General features: G+C 73.6%; 16 protein-coding genes. 11 read left to right on the top strand and 5 right to left on the bottom strand.

Annotation, left to right across the window (positions count from 1 at the left end; translation table 11 throughout):
* Positions 1 to 173: 173 nt before the first annotated feature.
* Entirely contained in the window at positions 174 to 863 is a 690-nt protein-coding gene (locus RM779_RS26855) for a response regulator transcription factor (RefSeq protein ID WP_311620344.1), read from the top strand.
* Between the two features lie 9 nt (positions 864 to 872).
* On the top strand, positions 873 to 2,324 hold the full coding sequence (locus tag RM779_RS26850; RefSeq protein ID WP_311620343.1) for a sensor histidine kinase: 1,452 nt from the start codon (positions 873 to 875) through the stop codon (positions 2,322 to 2,324).
* Here the strand turns inward: RM779_RS26850 and RM779_RS26845 are convergent.
* Positions 2,287 to 5,349: an alpha-mannosidase gene (locus RM779_RS26845; RefSeq protein ID WP_311620342.1), complete on the bottom strand. Its 3,063-nt coding sequence runs from the start codon at positions 5,347 to 5,349 to the stop codon at positions 2,287 to 2,289. The two genes, RM779_RS26850 and RM779_RS26845, sit on opposite strands and share 38 nt — an antisense overlap.
* Positions 5,350 to 5,392: 43 nt before the next feature.
* Positions 5,393 to 6,391 carry a TAXI family TRAP transporter solute-binding subunit gene (locus tag RM779_RS26840; protein WP_311620341.1) on the bottom strand — a complete coding sequence of 333 codons (999 nt, stop codon included), beginning with the start codon at positions 6,389 to 6,391 and terminating at the stop codon, positions 5,393 to 5,395.
* A 78-nt stretch (positions 6,392 to 6,469) separates the two neighbouring features.
* Here RM779_RS26840 and miaB point away from each other — a divergent pair, with 78 nt between their 5' ends.
* Together miaB and RM779_RS26830 are read left to right on the top strand one after the other, a co-directional pair.
* On the top strand, positions 6,470 to 7,969 hold the full coding sequence (gene miaB / locus RM779_RS26835) for a tRNA (N6-isopentenyl adenosine(37)-C2)-methylthiotransferase MiaB (RefSeq protein WP_311620340.1): 1,500 nt from the start codon (positions 6,470 to 6,472) through the stop codon (positions 7,967 to 7,969).
* Positions 7,970 to 8,007: 38 nt separating this feature from the next.
* Entirely contained in the window at positions 8,008 to 8,715 is a 708-nt protein-coding gene (locus RM779_RS26830) for a class III extradiol dioxygenase subunit B-like domain-containing protein (RefSeq protein WP_311620339.1), read from the top strand.
* A gap of 44 nt (positions 8,716 to 8,759) precedes the next feature.
* Here the strand turns inward: RM779_RS26830 and RM779_RS26825 are convergent, their stop codons facing one another.
* Both RM779_RS26825 and RM779_RS26820 read right to left on the bottom strand, forming a co-directional pair.
* Positions 8,760 to 8,975, bottom strand: a complete 216-nt coding sequence (locus RM779_RS26825; RefSeq protein WP_311620338.1) for an antitoxin — start codon at positions 8,973 to 8,975, stop codon at positions 8,760 to 8,762.
* Between the two features lie 33 nt (positions 8,976 to 9,008).
* Positions 9,009 to 9,287 (bottom strand): hypothetical protein, encoded by a 279-nt coding sequence (locus RM779_RS26820; protein ID WP_311620337.1) that lies wholly within the window; start codon positions 9,285 to 9,287, stop codon positions 9,009 to 9,011.
* 139 nt (positions 9,288 to 9,426) lie between these two features.
* Here RM779_RS26820 and miaA point away from each other — a divergent pair, with 139 nt between their 5' ends.
* The 6 genes from miaA (at position 9,427) to panD (ending at position 16,483) form a co-directional block, all read left to right on the top strand.
* Positions 9,427 to 10,374, top strand: coding sequence for a tRNA (adenosine(37)-N6)-dimethylallyltransferase MiaA (miaA, locus tag RM779_RS26815; RefSeq protein ID WP_311620336.1), 948 nt, complete (start codon positions 9,427 to 9,429; stop codon positions 10,372 to 10,374).
* A 104-nt stretch (positions 10,375 to 10,478) separates the two neighbouring features.
* A complete protein-coding gene (locus RM779_RS26810) occupies positions 10,479 to 10,985 on the top strand; it encodes a hypothetical protein (RefSeq protein WP_311620362.1) in 507 nt (168 codons plus the stop codon).
* Between the two features lie 29 nt (positions 10,986 to 11,014).
* A complete protein-coding gene (dapF, locus tag RM779_RS26805; RefSeq protein WP_311620335.1) occupies positions 11,015 to 11,926 on the top strand; it encodes a diaminopimelate epimerase in 912 nt (303 codons plus the stop codon).
* A 152-nt stretch (positions 11,927 to 12,078) separates the two neighbouring features.
* Positions 12,079 to 14,202 (top strand): RelA/SpoT family protein, encoded by a 2,124-nt coding sequence (locus RM779_RS26800; protein ID WP_311620334.1) that lies wholly within the window; start codon positions 12,079 to 12,081, stop codon positions 14,200 to 14,202.
* A 172-nt stretch (positions 14,203 to 14,374) separates the two neighbouring features.
* Positions 14,375 to 15,865, top strand: a complete 1,491-nt coding sequence (hflX, locus tag RM779_RS26795) for a GTPase HflX (protein ID WP_311620333.1) — start codon at positions 14,375 to 14,377, stop codon at positions 15,863 to 15,865.
* Between the two features lie 195 nt (positions 15,866 to 16,060).
* On the top strand, positions 16,061 to 16,483 hold the full coding sequence (panD, locus tag RM779_RS26790) for an aspartate 1-decarboxylase (protein ID WP_311620332.1): 423 nt from the start codon (positions 16,061 to 16,063) through the stop codon (positions 16,481 to 16,483).
* A 79-nt stretch (positions 16,484 to 16,562) separates the two neighbouring features.
* Here the strand turns inward: panD and RM779_RS26785 are convergent, their stop codons facing one another.
* Positions 16,563 to 17,786 carry a trypsin-like serine peptidase gene (locus RM779_RS26785; RefSeq protein WP_311620331.1) on the bottom strand — a complete coding sequence of 408 codons (1,224 nt, stop codon included), beginning with the start codon at positions 17,784 to 17,786 and terminating at the stop codon, positions 16,563 to 16,565.
* A 288-nt stretch (positions 17,787 to 18,074) separates the two neighbouring features.
* On the opposite strand from RM779_RS26785, the gene RM779_RS26780 reads away from it, so the two are divergent.
* Entirely contained in the window at positions 18,075 to 20,003 is a 1,929-nt protein-coding gene (locus RM779_RS26780) for an IucA/IucC family protein (protein WP_311620330.1), read from the top strand.

Genomic DNA, 20,003 nt, shown 5'->3' with positions numbered 1-20,003 from the left:
CAGATCTGAGGGGAAATTGAGCATAACGATCCGGTCGCCCCGCACCCGCGGAGCGTCACGGACCGTGGCCGTACGTGCTGGTCGCATAACGGAACAGTGCAGCTCGCCCGGGGAGCCTTGACGCGGGCCCGCTTCATCGGGGTGGATGCGTGAATATTCGGAAAGGAGGGCGCATGAGACTGCTTCTCGTCGAGGACGACGAGCACGTCGCCGCCGCCCTCGTCGCCGTCCTCGGCAAACACGGCTTCGACGTCGTGCGGGCCCGCGGCGGCGAGGAGGCCATCGGCCTGCTGCGCGACCGCTCCTTCGGCGTGGTGCTGCTCGACCTCGGCCTGCCCGACGTCGACGGCTTCGAGGTCTGCGGGCGCATCCGCCGCCTCTCCTCCGTGCCCGTCATCATGGTGACCGCCCGCGCCGACGTGCGCTCCCGCATCCACGGACTCAACCTCGGCGCGGACGACTACGTCGTCAAGCCCTACGACACCGGCGAACTGCTGGCCCGTATCCACGCCGTGAGCCGCCGCACCGGACCCGAGGACGGCGCCGGCGCCGAAAGCCCCGGGGACGGCGTGCTCGCCCTCGGCCCGGTCACCGTCGAACTCGCCACCCGCCAGGTCTCCGTGGACGGCGAGCCGGTCGCGCTGACCCGCAAGGAGTTCGACCTGCTGGCGCTGCTCGCCCAGCGCCCCGGCGTGGTCTTCCGCCGCGAGCAGATCATCAGCGATGTGTGGCGTACCAGCTGGGAGGGCACGGGACGCACCCTTGAGGTGCACGTGGCCTCGCTGCGCGCCAAGCTCCGCAGGCCCGAACTGGTGGAGACGGTGCGCGGTGTCGGCTACCGCCTCTCCCTCCCCGCCGCCTGACCGGCCCCCATGCGCTCCCGCCTCCTCCCGCTGCTCATCGTGCTGCTCGCCGGCGTCCTGCTCGCCCTCGGCATCCCGCTGGCCACCAGCCAGGCCCGCAGCGAGCAGCAGCGCGTCGTCGTCGACCGCATCGACGACACCACGCGCTTCGCCTCGCTGACGCAGTTCGTCACCGACGGGGAGGTCGGCGGCGTCGGCGACGCCCGCCTGTCCACGCTCCGCGAGGAACTGGCCGCCTACCACGACGTGTACGGCATCAGGGCGGGGGTCTTCCGCCGCGACGGCAGCGCGATGGCCGTCGCCCCCGCCGGCTGGGAGGCACCGGGCGGCGTGCGGGGCCAGGAGTTCAACGAGGCCCTGGCCGGCCGCCGCAGCCAGGGCCCGCCGCAGGTGTGGCCGTGGCAGAAGGGCAGACGGCTGGTCGTCGCCTCCCCGGTGATAAGGGACGGTGACGTGATCGCGGTCGTCGTCATCGATTCGCCCACCGAAGCCCTCTGCTCCCGCATCGTGCGGAACTGGGCGGGCATCGCCGCGGGGGAGGCGGGCGCCATGCTGCTCGCGGTCGCGGCCGCGTTCCGCCTCACCGGCTGGGTGCTGCGCCCGGTGCGGGTCCTGGACAAGGCCACCCACGACATCGCCACCGGCCGCCTCACCGCCCGCGTCGCCCCGGCCGGCGGGCCGCCCGAGCTGCGGCGCCTGGCCCGTTCGTTCAACGAGATGGCCGACAACGTCGAGGACGTCCTGGAACGGCAGCGCGCCTTCGTCGCCGACGCCTCGCACCAGCTGCGCAACCCGCTGGCGGCGCTCCTGCTGCGCATCGACCTGCTCGCCCTCGAACTCCCCGACGGCAACGCGGAGGTCGCCTCGGTCCGCAACGAGGGCAAACGGCTGGCCCGCGTGCTCGACGGCCTGCTCGACCTGGCGCTCGCCGAGGGCACCGCGGCCGACCCGCGGATCACGGACGTGGCGGCCCTGGTCGCCGAACGTGTCGCCGCCTGGCGGCCGGTCGCCGACCGCAAGGACGTGCGCCTGCTGCTGGCCGGGCCCGCGGCCGTCACGGGCTGGGCCGACGCGGTGGGGCTGTCCAGCGCGCTGGACGCCATCGTCGACAACGCGCTGAAGTTCACCCCGGCCGGCGGCGAGGTCCGCGTCAGCGTCATCGCGGCCCGCGACGAGGTCACCGTCGTGACCGCGGACGACGGCCCCGGACTCGACGAGACAGAACTGGAGCGCATCGGCGACCGTTTCTGGCGCAGCGGCCGGCACCAGAACGTGTCCGGCTCGGGACTCGGCCTGTCCATCGTGGCCGCGCTGCTCGCCGCGGCCGGCGCGGGCGTCTCCTACGCCCGCAACCGGCCGCACGGCCTCAAGGTCACCGTCTCGGTCCCGCGCCACGCCCCCGAGGAGAACGGGCCGACGGGCGTCAGTCCGCGGGCGCTGCCGGCCGCAGGCGATACGTGACGATCTCGAAAGGCCGCAGCGCGAGCTCGACCGCACGCCCGTCCACCACCTGCGGGTCCTGCGGGTCCTGCGGGTCCTGCCCGTCCGCCAGCGGGCGTTCCAGCAGGTCGGTCACCGCCGCGGCGGCCAGCGGGAAGCCCGCGACCAGCCGGGCGCGGGCCCGGCCGCCGGCCGACTCGTAGAGGCGCACCACCACGTCCCCGCTGCGGTCGTCGGCCAGCTTCACCGTTTCGAGTACCACCTGCCCGCCGTCCTCGACGGTGACCAGCGGCTCGACGGCCGTGCCGCCCGGCACCGCGCGCTCCGGCAGGTTGAACCAGTGGCCCTCGCGGACCGCGTCGCCGATCGTCGCCCCGGGCGCCAGCGCGTAGCGCAGCCGGTGGCCGCCCTGGTCGGTGTCCGGGTCGGGGAAGCGCGGTGCGCGCAGCAGCGACAGCCGCACCGTCGTGGTCTGCCCGCCGTCCGCCCGCACCTCGCGCGTGACGTCGTGCCCGTACGTCGAGTCGTTGACGACGGCCGCGCCCCAGCCCGGCTCCTCGACGTGAATCCAGCGGTGCGCGCAGATCTCGAACTTGGCGGCCTCCCACGAGGTGTTGGTGTGGGTCGCCCGGAAGACGTGGCCGAACTGCGTCTCCGCCGCCGACCTGTCCGCCTTCACGTCCAGCGGGAAGGCCGCCTTGAGGATCTTGTCCCGCTCGTACCAGTCGGCCTCGGTGTCCACTTCCAGCACGCGGGCACCGGCCCGCAGCGTCAGCCGCTGCACCACGCGCGAGGCGCCGAAGGAACGGGCCACCTCGACCGTCGCCGCCTCGCCGCCGGGCTCGGTCAGCGCCAGCGCGTCGACGCCGGTCAGGTCCGTGACGGTGTTCCGGTAGAACGCGTCGACGTCCCACGCGTCCCATTTGTTCGGCAGGTCCTGGTGCAGCTGGAGCAGGTTTCCCGCGCCGCCGGGCGCGATGGACTCCCGCCCCGCGGCCAGGTCCACCGCCGAGACGACGAGGCCCCGTTCGTCGACCTCGACCCGCAGCAGCCCGTTGTCCAGCACGTAACCGCCGCCCGCGCGGCCCGCCGACGACACCGGGGCCGCCCCGGTGCCCTGCGCGCGCGGCGCCGCGCCGCCCGCCGGGATACCGCCGCGGGCGTGCGGCGCGGCGTTGAACACCACCGTGCCAGGCCCGTCCCCGGCCAGCGCGCGCTGCGCCCGTTCGGTCAGCGCCGTCAGCTCCGCCCGCAGCCGCGCGTAGGTGTCCCTGGCCTCGCGGTGCACCCAGGCGATCGACGAACCCGGCAGGATGTCGTGGAACTGGTGCAGCAGCACCGTCTTCCAGATCTCCGCCAGCTCCTCGTGCGGGTAGGCGTACCCCGGCACCCGCACCGCCGCGGTCGCCGCCCACAGCTCCGCCTCGTGCAGCAGCGACTCGCTGTGCCGGTTGCCCTGCTTGGTCTTGGCCTGCGAGGTATAGGTGCCGCGGTGCAGCTCCAGATACAGCTCGCCCACCCACACCGGCGCGTCCGGGTACTCCGCGTGCGCCTTCTCGAAGAACCGCGCGGGGCGCTCGATCTCCACCCGCGGGGAGCCCTCCAGATCGCGCACGCGCCGGGCGCGCGCCAGCATCTCGCGGGTGGGGCCGCCCCCGCCGTCGCCGAAGCCGAATGGCACCAGCGAACGGGTCGCCCGGCCCTTCTCCCGGAAGTTACGCGCCGCGTGGGCCAGCTCACGGCCGCCGAGGTCCGAGTTATAGGTGTCGACCGGCGGGAAGTGCGTGAACACGCGCGTCCCGTCGAGACCCTCCCACCAGAACGTGTGGTGCGGGAACGCGTTCGTGCTGCTCCACGAGATCTTCTGCGTCAGGAACCACTTCGACCCCGACAGCTTCACCAGCTGCGGCAGCGCCGCCGTGTAGCCGAACGAGTCCGGCAGCCACACCTCCTCCGTCTCGATGCCGAACTCATCGAGGAAGAAGCGCTTGCCGAAGACGAACTGCCTGGCCATCGCCTCGCCGCCGACCATGTTGGTGTCGGACTCCACCCACATGCCGCCGACCGGCACGAACGTCCCGTCCGACACCTTCTTCCGCACCCGCGCGTAGACCTCGGGGCGGTGCTCCTTCAGCCAGGCAAGCTGCTGCGCCTGCGACATGGCGAACACGAAGTCCGGGTGGTCCGCCATCAGCGCCGTGACGTTCGCCGCGGTCCGCGCGACCTTCCGTACCGTCTCGCGCAGCGGCCACAACCACGCCGAGTCGATGTGCGCGTGTCCCACGGCGCTCAGCCGGTGCGCCGAGGCGTGCGCCGGGGATGCGAGCACCCCGGCCAGGCGCTCCCTGGCCGCGGGCGCCGAGCCCGCGACGTCCGCCAGGTCCAGCGCGTCCAGCGCGCCCTCCACGGCCCGCAGCAGCGTCCAGCGCAGCGCGTCGTCCACGGCGAGCTGCTGCATCAGCCCGCCCACCACGTCGAGGTCCTGCGCCAGCTCCCACACCTGCGGCTCGAAGACATTGAGGTCCACGCGCCGCAGGTGGTACAGCGGCTCGTCGCCCGCCGTCAGCCGATCGCTGAACCCGTCGTCGCTGTCCCCGTCGATCACCGGGTTGGCCGCCGCCTCGACGTACAGCTCCACCTCCTCGCCGCCGGCCGCGGCCTCGGCGACGCGGACCCAGTCGTTGAACGGGTTCAGACCCTTCACCACCTCCCCGCCCCGCCGGTAGACCAGCCCTTCGCACTGGAAGCCCGGCATCTTCCGGTCGAAGCCCAGGTCGATCAGGGCCTCGACGGTCAGGCCCGCCCACTCCTCCGGCACGCGGCCCGCCACCCGGAACCAGGTGGTGCCCCAGGGCGGCCCCCACCGTTCGCCCGCGGCGGCCGGCCGGTACGCGGCGGCCAGCCCTTCGGCAACGGGAACGGGCTCGCCCGGGGCGTCCCAGCGCTCGACGGTCAGGGGTACGGGGTCGCGGTGGACTGCGGGCCGGATGCGCTCGTTCAGCACCCGGTGCAGTCGGTCTTCGACGAGGCTGCGGTCGTCATGCATGGCGAACTCCGATGTGATTGCGGTACACGTGGTGCGAGGCGGGTCAGGACTTGACGGACCGGTAATAGTCGCGGGCGCCCGGGTGCAGCTGAAGCGGGCGGGTGTAGATGGCCGTCCGCAGATCGACCCGTTGCGCCGCATGGACTTCCTGCCCGATCTGATCGCGCCCATTGATCACGGAGCGGGTGATCTGCTCGGTGATCGCGTCGTCGGAGCTCTCGGTCGTCACCAGCAGGTTCGCCACGGCGATGGTGTCGACCACGTCGGAGCCCGCGATGGCCGGGTAGGCGTCGGGCGGCATGACGGCCGCGCGGTAGAACTCGCTGTGCGGCCCCCGGAGGGCCAGCGCGGGCAGCAGGTCCCCCAGCGGCACGAGGCGGATGTCGAGGCGTGAGGCCAGGCGGGTCACCGCGCTGGTGGGCAGCCCGCCGGACCAGAAGAACGCGTCGAGCCGGCCCGCCTCCAGCATCCGCGGCATGTCGTTGATGCCCTGTCTGAACGCCGTCACGTCGCGGTCCATGTCGAGGCCGGCGGCGCCGAGCAGCTCCCGCGTCACCAGCTGCACCCCCGAACCGTCCTGCCCCACCCCGACCCGGAGACCGGCCAGCTCCGCCGTCGTCCGCACCGGGGAGCCGGCCGGCACGACCAACTGGAGGTAGTCGTCGTACAGCCGGGCGCACGCCCGCAGCCGGTCCGCGCCCTCGCCGCCCCCGGCCCGGTAGGCGGCGATCGAATCGGCCGTGGCGATGGCGAAGTCGGCCTCGCCGTCGACCAGGCGGCGGATATTCTCCACGGAGCCGACGCTGGGCGTCAGCGTCATGTCCAGGCCGGGGGCGTCATGCGCGAGCTGCCCGCGCAGCAGCTGCCCGTACCGGGCGTACACCCCCGTGGTCACGCCCGTGCTCAGCGTCACCGAGCCGGACGGCCGCTCGTCGCGCGGGAACAGCGGCTGCCACAGCAGCGCCGCGGCCACCGCGAGCGTCACCAGGACACCCAGCAGAACCGGTACCGGGCGCCGCCGTGGGGAACGCACGGAGAGCATCCGAGCAAGCTATCAGCGGAACGTAGACTTGGGGACTGGCCCTGTCTGGTCTCGGATCGAATGGGATTGAGTTCACGCATGCCCGACGCCGCGCGCACCTACGAAGTCCGGACCTTCGGCTGCCAGATGAATGTGCACGATTCCGAACGGATGGCCGGGCTGCTGGAGCGGGCCGGATACGTGCCCGCCCCCGCGGGCGGCGAGAGCCCCGACGTGGTGGTGTTCAACACCTGCGCCGTCCGGGAGAACGCGGACAACCGCCTCTACGGAAACCTGGGCCAGCTCGCGCCGAAGAAGGCCGCGCGCCCCGGCATGCAGATCGCCGTCGGCGGCTGCCTCGCGCAGAAGGACCGCGACGCGATCGTGAGCCGGGCGCCCTGGGTCGACGTCGTCTTCGGCACGCACAATGTCGGCAGCCTGCCGGTGCTGCTCGATCGGGCGAGGGTCCAGCGCGAGGCCCAGGTCGAGATCGCGGAGTCACTTGAGGCGTTCCCCTCCACCCTGCCGACCCGCCGGGAGAGCGCGTACGCGGCCTGGGTGGCCATCTCGGTCGGGTGCAACAACACCTGCACCTTCTGCATCGTCCCCGCGCTGCGCGGCAAGGAGAAGGACCGCCGGCCCGGCGACGTGCTCGCCGAGATCGAGGCCCTGGTCGCCGAGGGCGTCACCGAGATCACCCTGCTCGGTCAGAACGTCAACGCCTACGGTTCCGACATCGGCGACCGGCAGGCGTTCTCCAAGCTGCTGCGGGCCTGCGGCCGCGTCGAAGGGCTGGAGCGCGTCCGCTTCACCTCCCCGCACCCGCGGGACTTCACCGACGACGTCATCGAGGCCATGGCCGAGACGCCGAACGTGATGCCGCAGCTGCACATGCCGCTCCAGTCGGGCTCCTCCCGGGTGCTGCGGGCGATGCGCCGGTCCTACCGGCAGGAGCGCTACCTCGGCATCATCGGGAAGGTGCGCGCCGCCATCCCCGACGCCGCGATCACCACGGACATCATCGTGGGCTTCCCCGGCGAGACCGAGGAGGACTTCGAGGAGACGCTGCACGTGGTCAGGGAGGCGCGCTTCGCGCAGGCGTTCACCTTCCAGTACTCCAAGCGCCCGGGTACTCCCGCGGCCGAGATGCCGGACCAGCTTCCCAAGGCGACGGTGCAGGAGCGGTACGAGCGCCTGGTGGCCCTCCAGGACGACATCTCCTGGTCGGAGAACAAGAAGCAGGTCGGCCGCACCGTCGAGGTGCTCGTCGCGGAGGGTGAGGGCCGCAAGGACGACGCGACCCGGCGGCTCTCGGGCCGCGCCCCGGACAACCGGCTGGTCCATTTCACCCGCCCGGCCGAGCCGGTGCGCCCCGGTGACGTGGTCACCGTCGAGATCACCTACGCCGCCCCCCACCACCTGCTCGCGGAGGGCCAGGTGCAGTCGGTGCGGCGCTCGCGCGCGGGCGATGCATGGGAACGGCGCACCGCCGCGCCCGCCGACCGGCCGCAGGGCGTCATGCTGGGCCTGCCGACCGTCGGCGCCCCCGCACCAGCCGCGCCGGGTGCGCCGGGTGCGCCGGGCTGCGAAGTCTGCTGAGGACGGCGGCGCACTCCTGCCGGGGTTAGGCTGCGGCCATGCTTGTCGCCGCCGCGGTCTGCCCCTGCCCTCCGTTGCTGGTTCCCGAGGTGGCGGGCGGCGCGGCGCCCGAGCTGGATGACGCGCGAGCCGCCTGTACCGACGCCGTCGGCGTCCTCGCCGCCTCCCGCCCCGACCGGCTGGTGCTGGTGGGCCCGGCCGGGCCCGCGGGGCTCGGTGCCTTTCCCGCCGGGGCGCGCGGCTCGTTGCGCGGTTTCGGCGTGGACGTGGCGGCGCGACTCGGCGAAGGCGAGCCGGGGGAACGTGAGCTGCCGCCGTCGCTGACGATCGGCGCCTGGCTGCTGGAACGCACCGGCTGGCGGGCCGCGCCGGTGGAGGGGCTCGGCATCGCCGGGCCGCTTGACGGGCAGCGGGCCGCCGATCTTGGCCGGGACCTCGCTGCCGGTACAGACCGCCTGGCCCTGCTGGTCATGGGCGACGGGAGCGCATGCCGCTCGCCCCGCGCGCCCGGCGCGTTCGACGAGCGCGCCGCGGCCTTCGACGCCGCCGTGGCCCGGGCCCTCGGCGACGCCAACACCGCGGCGCTGGCCATGCTCGACGCCCGGCTGGCCGAGGAGCTGCACGCCGCCGGGCGGCCGGGCTGGCAGCTGCTCGCCGGGGCCGCCGAGGAGGCCGGGCTCGGCGGCCGGCTGCTGTACGATTCCGCGCCCTACGGGGTCGGCTACTTCGTCGCCTCCTGGTCCTGACCGGGGTCCTGACCGGGGTCCTGACCGGGCGGCGGGCGGGGGTGTCAGCGGTGGCCGCCGCCCTCCCCCTCGTCGCGGCGCCCGTCGCCCTGTGCGAAGCGGCCGATGGCTCCCTTGGCCTTCTTCGCCCCGGTCTCGATCCGGCCGCGGTACTTCCCCTTGGTCGCCGAGTCCGCCGCCCGCGCGGCCTTGTCCATACCCGTCTCGACCTTGTCGCGGTTCTGACTGAGCTTGTCCTTGAGCCGGTTGATGAAGCTCATTGTGGTCACCTTCCTGTCGGCCGCCGCGGGCGGCTACGGGCGGGCCGCTCCCTCGCCCGCCTCGCTGTCCGCGGCCTCCGTCGCCGCGGTCTGCTTCGGAATGCCGACGCCGTCCGCGTCGGCCTCGGCTTCCGCGGCCCCCGCGCCGGACTCCGCGGCGGCCCCGGCGCCGGCCGGGCACCCGGACTCCGCGGCGGCCCCGGACTCGGCCGGTGCCTGCTCCGCCTCGGGCGCGGCGGCCCGGGCCTGGCCGTCCGGCGGCTGCTCCTTCGTGTCCGGCCGACGGCGGCGGAACCAGGCAAGCACTCCCATGACTACTCCTGACCTTACTCGTGTGGGTGACATTCCGCCCAGAAACGGCGAACGGAACCTCGGAACGCCAAACGACCCGGACCGCGGTCCGTCACGTCGCTCGTTCGAGGGCTCCGGCCGGATCTGGGAGACTGCCCCCGTGTACGACGGAGCCGAAGTTCCCCAGGTCGTCGCCGTGGTGGGGCCCACCGCGGCGGGCAAGTCCGACCTCGGCGTCGCTCTCGCCGCCCGCCTCGGCGGCGAGGTGATCAACGCCGACTCCATGCAGCTCTACCGCGGCATGGACATCGGCACCGCCAAACTCACGCCCGCCGAACGGCGGGGCGTCCCGCACCACCTGCTGGACATCTGGGACGTGACCAGGCCCGCCAGCGTCGCCGAGTACCAGACCCTCGCCAGGGAACGGATCGACCGGCTGCTCGCCGCGGGCCGCACCCCCGTCCTGGTGGGCGGCTCCGGGCTCTACGTCCGCGGCGCCGTCGAGGCGCTCGACTTCCCGGGCACCGACCCCGCGGTCAGGGCCAGGATCGACGCGGAGCTGGCCGAACACGGCAGCGGTGCGCTGCACGCCCGCCTGGCCGCGGCCGACCCGCGCGCCGCCGAGGCCATTCTGCCGAGCAACGGGCGGCGGATCGTCCGCGCCCTCGAAGTCATCGAGATCACCGGCCGCCCGTTCACCGCCAGGCTCCCGGGACCCGCCGGGGAGCGCGACGTCTACCGCACGCTCCAGATCGGGGTCGGCGTCGAACGTGCCGAGCTGGACGACCGCATCGCCGCCCGCGTGGACCGCATGTGGCGGGCCGGGCTGGTCGAGGAGGTCCGCACCCTTGAGCGCGCGGGGCTGCGCGAGGGGCGGACCGCGTCCAGGGCCCTGGGCTACCAGCAGGTGCTCGCCGCGCTGGCCGGGGATCGCACCGAGGAGGAGGCGCGCGAGGAGACGATCCGCGCCACCCGGCGCTTCGCCCGCCGGCAGGAGAGCTGGTTCCGCCGCGACCCGCGCGTGCGCTGGCTGAGCGGGGCGCGAGGGGCGGCGGGGGAGCTTGAGGAGCGCGCCTGGGGCTTGCTCGAACGGACGGTCACATCCTGATCACGTGATGGCATCGGGACGCTCCAAGCGGCCGGGAGCGGTCCCGTGCCGTGCCATCATCGAGCCGATGCCGTGAAGCCGTTGAGTAAGGAGGGCGTGTGGCGATGGAGGCCGGCCCTCGGGAGAGCAACGGCACGACGGAGAACGTTCCGCCGCCGGGTGGTGCGGACGGCGATCCGCTGACCGTTCCGCTGGCGGAGAGCCCGGTGCTCACCCCCGCCGACGACGGTGAGCCGGGCGAGGCCGTCGAGATCATCGACGACTTCAACCGGGACGAGTCGTATGCCGATCTCCGGCCCCCCAGGCGGCTGCGGCTGACCCTCGTCGCCCCGATCGTCCTGCTGAGTCTGCTCGGCTCGCTGATGTTCGCCTTCCCGCTGGCCTTCGCGTTCGACGACACCGGCGCCGTGGTGGCCATGCTGGGGCTGCTCATCGGGTGCAGCGCCGCGGGCTGGGGCATGATGGCCGCCCGCCGCGTCGGCTACACCTGGCCGGGGCTGCCACCGCGCGGCTCGGGCCGCCGTCCCGACTGGCGGCTGCTCACCCTCTACGCCCTGGGCCTGCTCCTGCTCGCCGTGCTCGCCGTGCTGAGAGTCGCCGCACTGCGCTGAGCCCCGTCACGATCCGTTACGCTCGCCGGGTGGGCACCTCAGAGCAGCCCGTGCCGTTCCTCAAGGGCCACGGCACGGAGAACGACTTCGTGATCATCCCCGACCTCGACGATCGGCTGAGCCTGTCGCCCGCCGCTGTCGCGCGGCTGTGCGACCGGTGGTCCGGCATCGGCGGGGACGGGGTGCTGCGGGTCGTGCGGCAGTCGGGTGGCGGGGCCGAGTGGTTCATGGACTACCGCAACGCCGACGGCAGCATCGCCGAGATGTGCGGGAACGGGGTGCGGGTCTTCGCCCGCTACCTCCAGCGGGCCGGGCTCGCCAAGGGGGACGACCTGCCCGTCGCCACCAGGGCGGGCGTGCGGCGGGTGCGGTTCGAGGACGACGGCGACATCACCGTCGGCATGGGCCCCGCCGGCCTGCCCGCCGGGCCGGGGCCGTCCGTCACCGTCACCGTGGGGGAGCGCAGCTGGCCCGCCCGCCACGTCGACATGGGGAATCCGCACGCGGTCGCCTTCGTCGACCGGCTGTCCGACGCCGGTCCCCTCCTGACCGCGCCCGGTGTGCGCCCGTCCGAGACGTACCCGCGCGGGACGAACGTGGAGTTCGTCGTCGACCGCGGACCCCGGCACCTCGCCCTCCGTGTGCACGAGCGCGGTTCGGGGGAGACCCGGTCCTGCGGCACAGGTGCGTGCGCCGTCATGGTCGCCGCCGCCCGCCGGGACGGCCTCGACCCCGCCGCGGACGGCCGGGCCGCCGCGTACACCGTCGACGTTCCCGGCGGCCGGCTGCACGTCGCCGAGGCCCCGGACGGCACGGTCACCCTGACCGGACCTGCGGTCATCGTCGCCGAGGGCACGATCGACCCCCACTGGCTGAACCTGGCCGGGCACCCCATGGATTTCAGCCATGTTTCACAGAACATAAGTCACTCGAATGGGTGATCCCCCACGATAGGGGCGGTCCCCGGTGAACCACACGTGGTGGGCTCGGTAGCATCAAGCACCGGCGCCGCTGCGGGATCACCACGGGGATCACGGGGATCGATCGATATTCGGCCGCGGTCCGGTCAGGAGACCGCGGGAGGTGCCACCCCATGAGCGCAGAGGCGACCACACCGAGCGGTACCGCCGGCGGACGACGGGGGCACCGCAGGGACGTGCTGAGGCAGCTCGGCCGCGCCGCCGTCCTGCGCTCCGCGCTCCGCGGCAGGCTGCCCGACGCCATCGAGCACCTCGCCCAGGCACACCGCCGCCACCACCCGCGCGCCGACCTCGACACGCTGCGCCGCGCGTACCTGCTCGCCGAGGCCGCGCACCGCGGCCAGTTCCGCAAGAGCGGCGAGCCCTACATCACCCACCCGCTGGCCGTCACCCTGATCCTGGCGGAGCTGGGTGCGGAGACCACCACGCTGACGGCCTCCCTCCTCCACGACACCGTGGAGGACACCGAGGTGACCCTCGATCAGGTGCGGGCCGACTTCGGCGACGAGGTCGGCCATCTGGTGGACGGCGTCACCAAGCTGGAGAAGGTCGACTACGGCGCCGCGGCCGAGCCCGAGACGTTCCGCAAGATGCTCGTGGCCACCGGCAGCGACGTCCGCGTCATGTCGATCAAGCTCGCCGACCGGCTCCACAACATGCGGACCCTCGGCGTGATGCGCCCCGAGAAACAGGCGCGTATCGCCCGCGTGACCCGGGACGTCCTCATCCCGCTCGCCGAGCGGCTCGGCGTGCAGACCCTCAAGACCGAGCTGGAGGACCTGGTCTTCGCCATCCTCCACCCCGAGGAGCACGCCCGCGCCGAGGAGCTGATGCGCGCGCACGCCGCGGGCCCCGACCCGCTGGCCGAGGTCGCCGAGTCGGTGCGCGGAGTGCTGCGCGAGGCGCAGATCACCGCCGAGGTCGTCATCCGACCGCGGCACGTGCTGTCCGTGCACCGCACCCGCCTGAAACGCGGGGACCTCGGCCCCTACGACTACGGCCGCCTGCTGATCCTCGTCGCGGAGGACGCCGACTGCTACGCGGTGCTCGGGGAGCTGCACACCTGTTTCACGCCGGTCATCTCGGAGTTCAAGGACTTCATCGCGGTACCGAAGTTCAACCTCTACCAGTCGCTCCACACCGCGTTCGCCGCCGGCGCCGGACAGATCGCCGAGGTCCTGGTCCGCACCCAGGCCATGCACAGCGTCGCCGAGGCCGGCGTGGTGGCACTCGGCGACCCGCACCGCCCCTGCGAGGGCGAGTCCGGCTCCGACGAGGGGGAACGCGCCGACCCGACCCGCCCCGGCTGGCTCTCGCGGCTGCTCGAATGGCAGCGGCAGGCCCCCGACCCCGACACCTTCTGGACCGCACTGCGCGACGAGCTGGCGCAGGACGGCGAGATCACCGTCTACGGCGAGGCCCCGGGCGCCGCGCCGCTCCAGCTCCCGGCCGGTGCCACCTGTGTCGACGCGGCCTACGCCCGGCACGGGCAGGACGCCCACGCCAGCATCGGCGTCCGCGTCAACGGCCGGCTGGCCACCCTGCGTACCGTGCTGCGCGACGGGGACACCGTTCACCTGCTGCTCGCGCCGGACGGCAGTTCGGGGCCCTCACCCGAGTGGCTGGAGTACGCCGCCACCGCCGCCGCCCGCATCCCCATCCGCAGCTGGCTCGACAGCATGCGGGACACGGAGGGCGAGCCGCGCCAGGAGCGCGTCGGCCCGCAGGAGCAGGCCGCGGGCGCCGGCGCTCCGGCCGGGCGCCGGGCGCCCGCCGAGCCTTCGGAGGAGCAGGCCGCCATCGTCGCGGGCGCGCCGGGCGCCGCGGTCCGGCTGGCCCGCTGCTGCACGCCCGTACCGCCGGACGGCGTGCAGGGCTTCGTGGTCAGGGGCGGCGTCACCGTGCACCGCGAGGACTGCCCCTCCGCCGTCAGGATGCGGGCCGCCGGCCGCCGCACGCTGCCGGTCAGCTGGCGTTCCGGCTCCGTCGGCTGCCGCGTCACGCTGCACGCCGAGGCCCTGGGCCGCCCCGAGCTGCTCGCGGACCTCACCGAGGCACTGGCCGCCCACGGGGCCGCGGTGCTCGCCGCCGAGGTGGAGCCGCCCCGCGAGCAGCGCGTGCGGCACACCTACACGCTGCGGCTGCCCGATTCCGCGGGCCTGCCGAGGTTGATGCGGGCCATGCGTCGGGTACCCGGCGTGTATGACGTGACGCGCGCCGCGCGGCTCCAGCCCTGACCCCGTCGTCGCGGCGGGGCCGCAAATCCGGGTGACGGCCGTGGGCGCCCGTGCCACTATGGGCAGGCGCCGCCGGGAATGTTCCGGCCCGCCGGGACGTTGAACAGGGCGGCCGCACCATTCGGTTCCGCAGCCACCTCGCGTGGCTGGCCCCTCGACTCTAAGGAACGCATTGACCTTCTCTTCCCTTCCTCAGGACCACCAGCGCCGCACCGCGAGCCGCCGGGCAGACGCCCTGATGGATGAGGACGTTGCCCGGAGCGAGTTCCGGCCCGGTGACCAGGACGGCGAGCAGATCGACCGCGACGAGCGCGCCGCGCTGCGCAGGGTCGTCGGCCTGTCCACCGAGCTTGAGGACATCACCGAGGTCGAGTACCGCCAGCTGCGTCTGGAGCGCGTCGTGCTGGTCGGCGTATGGACCTCGGGCACGGCGCAGGACGCGGAGAACTCACTCGCGGAGCTGGCCGCGCTCGCGGAGACCGCGGGCGCCCTCGTGCTGGACGGCGTGATCCAGCGCCGCGACAAGCCCGATCCCGCCACCTACATCGGCTCCGGCAAGGCGCAGGAGCTGCGTGACCTGGTGCTGGAGAGCGGCGCGGACACCGTCGTGTGCGACGGTGAGCTGAGCCCGGGCCAGCTGATCCACCTGGAGGATGTCGTCAAGGTCAAGGTGGTCGACCGCACCGCCCTGATCCTCGACATCTTCGCCCAGCACGCCAAATCCCGCGAGGGCAAGGCGCAGGTCTCGCTGGCCCAGATGCAGTACATGCTGCCGCGTCTGCGCGGCTGGGGCCAGTCGCTCTCCCGGCAGATGGGCGGCGGCGGATCGAGCAGCGGTGGCGGCGGGATGGCGACCCGCGGTCCTGGTGAGACCAAGATCGAGACCGACCGGCGGCGTATCCGCGAGAAGATGGCGAAGATGCGCCGGGAGATCGCGGACATGAAGCATGGCCGCGAGCTGAAGCGCCAGGAGCGCCACCGCAACAAGGTGCCGTCCGTCGCCATCGCCGGATACACCAACGCGGGCAAGTCCTCGCTGCTCAACCAGCTGACCGGCGCCGGTGTCCTCGTGGAGAACGCGCTGTTCGCCACGCTGGACCCCACGGTCCGGCGGGCGACGACGCCCTCCGGCCGGGTGTACACGCTGGCCGACACGGTCGGCTTCGTGCGGCACCTGCCGCACCACCTGGTGGAGGCATTCCGTTCCACGATGGAGGAGGTCGGCGAGGCCGACCTGATCCTGCACGTGGTGGACGGCGCCCATCCGGCGCCGGAGGAGCAGCTGGCCTCGGTCCGCGAGGTGATCCGCGACGTCGGCGCGCACCGTGTGCCGGAGATCGTGGTGGTCAACAAGGCGGACGCCGCCGACGAGTTGACGCTCCAGCGGCTGCTGCGCGCGGAGAAGCGGGCCATCGCCGTGTCGGCGCGGACCGGGCTCGGCATCCCCGAGCTGCTCACCTGGATCGACACGGAGCTGCCGCGCCCGGCCGTGGAGCTGGAGGTGCTCCTGCCCTACACCCAGGGGGCGCTGGTCTCCCGGATGCACGCCGAGGGCGAGGTGCTCTCGGAGGAGCACACCGGCGAGGGCACCCTGCTGAAGGCCCAGGTCCACCAGGAGCTGGCCGCCCTGCTCGAGCCGTACATGCCCGCGGCCCGCCGCTGAGCGGGACGCGTCCGGCAGACGGGTAAGGCCCTGCCTCTCGCGAGGGGCGGGGCCTTGCCCTGTCCCGGCCAGGGACGGAAGCCAAGGACCGGATGCCGGGCCGAACACCCGTCCGGCGCGCGGCTAGCATGGAGGCGTCGGCGCGTATCCCGGTCAGCGGGAACGCGACCTCACGGACCAGGGGAGAGCTGCGACGTGCTGCGCACCATGTTCAAGTCGAAGATCCACCGGGCCACGGTGACCCAGGCCGACCTGCACTACGTCGGCTCCGTGACCGTGGACGCGGCGCTGATGGAGGCCGCGGACCTGCTGCCGGGCGAGCAGGTCCAGATTGTCGACATCGACAACGGAGCCCGGCTGGAGACCTACGTCATCGAGGGCGAACGCGACTCGGGCGTCATCGGCATCAACGGTGCCGCCGCGCGCCTCGTCCAGCCCGGCCACCTCGTCATCCTCATCAGCTACGCGCAGGTGGACGACGCCGAGGCCCGCCGGATGCGCCCCGCGGTGGTGCACGTCGACGCTGCCAACCGCATCGTCGTGCTCGGCTCCGACCCCTCGGAGCCGGTGCCGGGCGGCGATACCCTGCGCAGCCCGCTGGCCACGGCCGGCGGCTGATCCGGCGGGACGCACACGAGGGGCCCGGCATCCGCCAGTGCGGACGCCGGGCCCCTCGCGTGCGGGGTCCGAGGGAGCGTCAGCCCCCCGCCTCCACGGTGCTCACGTGATCGAAGACCTCCTGCGCCTCCACGTCGAGCCGCGGGCCTGCCAGCCAGGTGCTCTCCAGCGGGCCGATCGAGTTGACCGAGACCAGCTCGGCCTCCCCGGCCTCGTTCGTCCGCAGCCACGGGCCGCCGGAGGAGCCGCCGGTCATCGTGCAGCCGGCCCAGTACATCACCGGCATCTGCGCGTCCATGGACAGCCGCCCCGGGGTGTCGACGCAGCTGTACATCATGGCGCCGTCGTAGGGCTCCCCGGCGGGGAAGCCGTAGAGCGTGACGTCGCCGAGCCCGGCGACGGCGGGCGCGTCGAAGTTGACATCGAGGGCCGCACCGACCTGCTCCTCCAGGGACAGGCCGCTGTCGTCCTCGGGTACCACCGACATGACCGCGAAGTCGCCGTGGGCGCCGTCGCCGCCGGTCATGGTGCCGTTGTCGATCCAGTACTGGGTGGTGGACACGTACTCGGCCCAGTAGGCCCCGTACGGCGCGACCTCTTCGTAGGGTGCGCTCGCCAGCTCGTCGGCGCTCAGCCCGTTGTTGTTGTACGCGGGAACGAAGCTGAGGTTCCGGTACCAGCCGCCGCCGGAACCGGCGTGCACGCAGTGGCCCGCGGTGGCCACGAGGTTGGACTGGCCGGGGGCGTTCGGGTCGGCGACGACGGTGCCGGAGCAGACCATCGGGCCCTCGGGGCTGTCGAAGAAGACCTTGCCTATCGGCGCGCCGTGCTCCGTGTACGGGGTGTCGACCGCGACCGCCTCGACCGGGGCGGGCTCGGGGTCGGTGATCCCGCGGTCGGCCTCGGGGCTGTCGGCCTCGGGCGCGTTCGGGTCCTCCTCGATCTGGTCGTCGTCGATCGACTGATCGGGGTCCTCGGCCTCGCCCATGCGGTCCTGGTCCCACAGGTCCTGGATGATCGGGTTGAAGAAGTCCCCGACCTCGCGCAGCCAGGTGTCGCGGTCCCAGTCGGCCCAGCCGCCGTCCATCCAGGCATCCACATCGACATCGAACGGCAGGGTGTCGAGCAGCTCCTGAAGGCGGTCGTCCCCCGTCGACCCGTCCTCGCCCGGCTGCTCGGACGCGTCGCCGCCCGACTCGTCGTCGCCGTTGCAGGCGGTTGCCGTGAGCGCCAGCGCCGCGGCCAGGGCCGTCACGGCCAGGCCGGCGCGGCGACGTGATCGTCGCCTGCGTATCGATGACATGGGTGCACTCCCCCTGATGTGGTCCTGAAGGTGTTGCCTGCCTGCGCCCGCAGTGGCCGGAGGCGGTCCCCCAACTATGCCGGTGACCTTGAGGACGGCCGTAGCCGGGTCCCCGGTTCCGTACCGGCTGGCGAGCGGGCCGAAAGGATCTTGCCGGAGGCCGTGATCCGGCGTGCGCCGTGTCGTTAATACGGGTGGAGGAACGCCAAGGCGTTGACGGCCAGGTGACCACAGAGGAGGAGGCGCCGCCGGGTTCTGTCCCGTGCCCGGCACGTGCGCCGCACACGGATGAACGCACGCCCCCGTCCCGAACGGAGCCCGTCCGGTGAGCGCCGGCCGGTCCGCCGGCGGCTCGCCCGGCTCATGGAGCTGCCCGGCCCGCGCCGCCCCGTCGCCGACGCGCGGCCCGCCGGGCCCGCGCCAGGTGCCGGGCCGGAGCCGGCCGATCCGCTGGAGCATGCCGACCCCGTCCTGGCCGCCGACGCGGCCGCGATCGAATGCCTGCTGAGGTGCTGGGTCCGCGAGGCCGGTGCCGAACGCCCCGGGGGCGGCACGCTTCTGCTGCCCCTGCCCGCCTCGGGTGCGGTGCTGCGCGTTCCCGTGCGGCACTGGTCGGCGACCGGTTGGCACCGGTTCGGCACCGTCGCGTTCGAGGACGCGCCCGCCGGCGCACGCCCCCTGGACGCCGTCACCCTCGCCGCGTTGCTCGCCCGCGAGCCGGCCGCGGGGGAGGGCGCCGCCGGGGACGAGGCACGGCGGGCCGCGGAGGCGATGGACCTGGTGGGCCGGGTCGCCGACTCGGCCCGCCGCACCGCGGAGTTCCTGGGCGCCAGGCGCGCGGCCCCGGAGCCCGCCGCACACGGCCACGCGTTCCTCGACGCGGAGCAGTCCATCCTCTTCGGGCATCCCCTGCACCCGACGCCGAAGAGCCGCGAGGGCCTCACCGGAGCGGAGGCCCGCCGCTGTTCGCCGGAGCTGCGCGGCGCGTTCCGGCTGCACTGGTTCGCGGTGGACCGTGCCGTGCTGGCGAGCGACTCGGCCTGGCACGAGAACGGCCGGACGGTCGCCGCGGACACGCTCACCGCACGGCTCGCCGGGCCGGGCCTCACCGTTCCGCCGGACACCGCCGTCCTGCCGCTGCACCCCTGGCAGGCCAGGGACCTGGTGCAACGCCCGGCCGTGACCGCGCTGTTCGAGGCGGGCCTGCTGCACGATCTGGGGTCGCACGGCACCCCGTGGCACCCCACCTCGTCGGTGCGCACCGTTCACCGGCCCGGTGCCCCCGCCATGCTCAAGCTGTCGCTCGCGCTGCGCATCACCAACTCCCGCCGCGAAAACCTGCGGAAGGAGCTGCATCGCGGCGTGGAGGTCCACCGGCTGCTCGAAGCCGGGCTCGCCGAGGAGTGGCGGGCCGCCTGCCCCGGCTTCGACATCGTGCGCGACCCGGCGTGGCTCGCGGTCGACGACGCCGAGGGCCGACCCGTCCCCGGGCTCGACGTGCTGTTGCGGCAGAGCCCGTTCGGCCCCGGCGACGACGTTCTGTGCCTCGCCGCCCTCACCGGCCCCCGCCCCCGGCCCGGCGACGCGGCTCCCCGTCTCGGCTCCCGGCTGGCGGACGTGGTGCAGGCGCTGGCCGGACGCACCGGCCGGCCGGTGCACGTCGTGGCCGCGGAGTGGCTGCTGCGCTACCTGCGGGTGATTCTGCGTCCGCTGCTGTGGCTCGACGCGCATGCCGGGATCGCCCTGGAGGCCCACCAGCAGAACACGTTGGTGCTGCTCGACGCCGACGGCTGGCCGACGGGCGGGCGCTTCCGCGACAACCAGGGCTACTACTTCCGCGCCTCGCGGCGCGACGCGCTCCGGCGTCGGCTGCCCGGGCTCGGCGAGGAGTCCGACACGTTCGTGACCGATGAGGTCGCCGACGAGCGGTTCGCCTACTACGCCGGCATCAACAATGTGCTGGGCCTGGTCGGCGCGTTCGGCGCCCAGGGGCTCGGCGACGAGCAGGCGCTGCTCGCCGTGTGCCGTCACTTCCTGGCCGACGAGGCCCTGGCCACCGGGCCCGTGTCGCCGCTGGTGGGCCGCCTGCTCGACGCCGAGTCCCTGCGGTGCAAGGCCAACCTGCTGACCCGGCTGCACGGCCTGGACGAGCTGGTCGGCCCCGTCGACGGCCAGTCGGTCTACGTCACCGTCCCCAACCCGCTCGCCACGGCCTGA

The organism is Streptomyces johnsoniae, assembly GCF_031845565.1.
GTDB classification, from domain to species: domain Bacteria; phylum Actinomycetota; class Actinomycetes; order Streptomycetales; family Streptomycetaceae; genus Streptomyces; species Streptomyces johnsoniae.
Note: the sequence above shows the minus strand (reverse complement) of the source record. Positions and strands in the feature narration are given on the sequence as shown.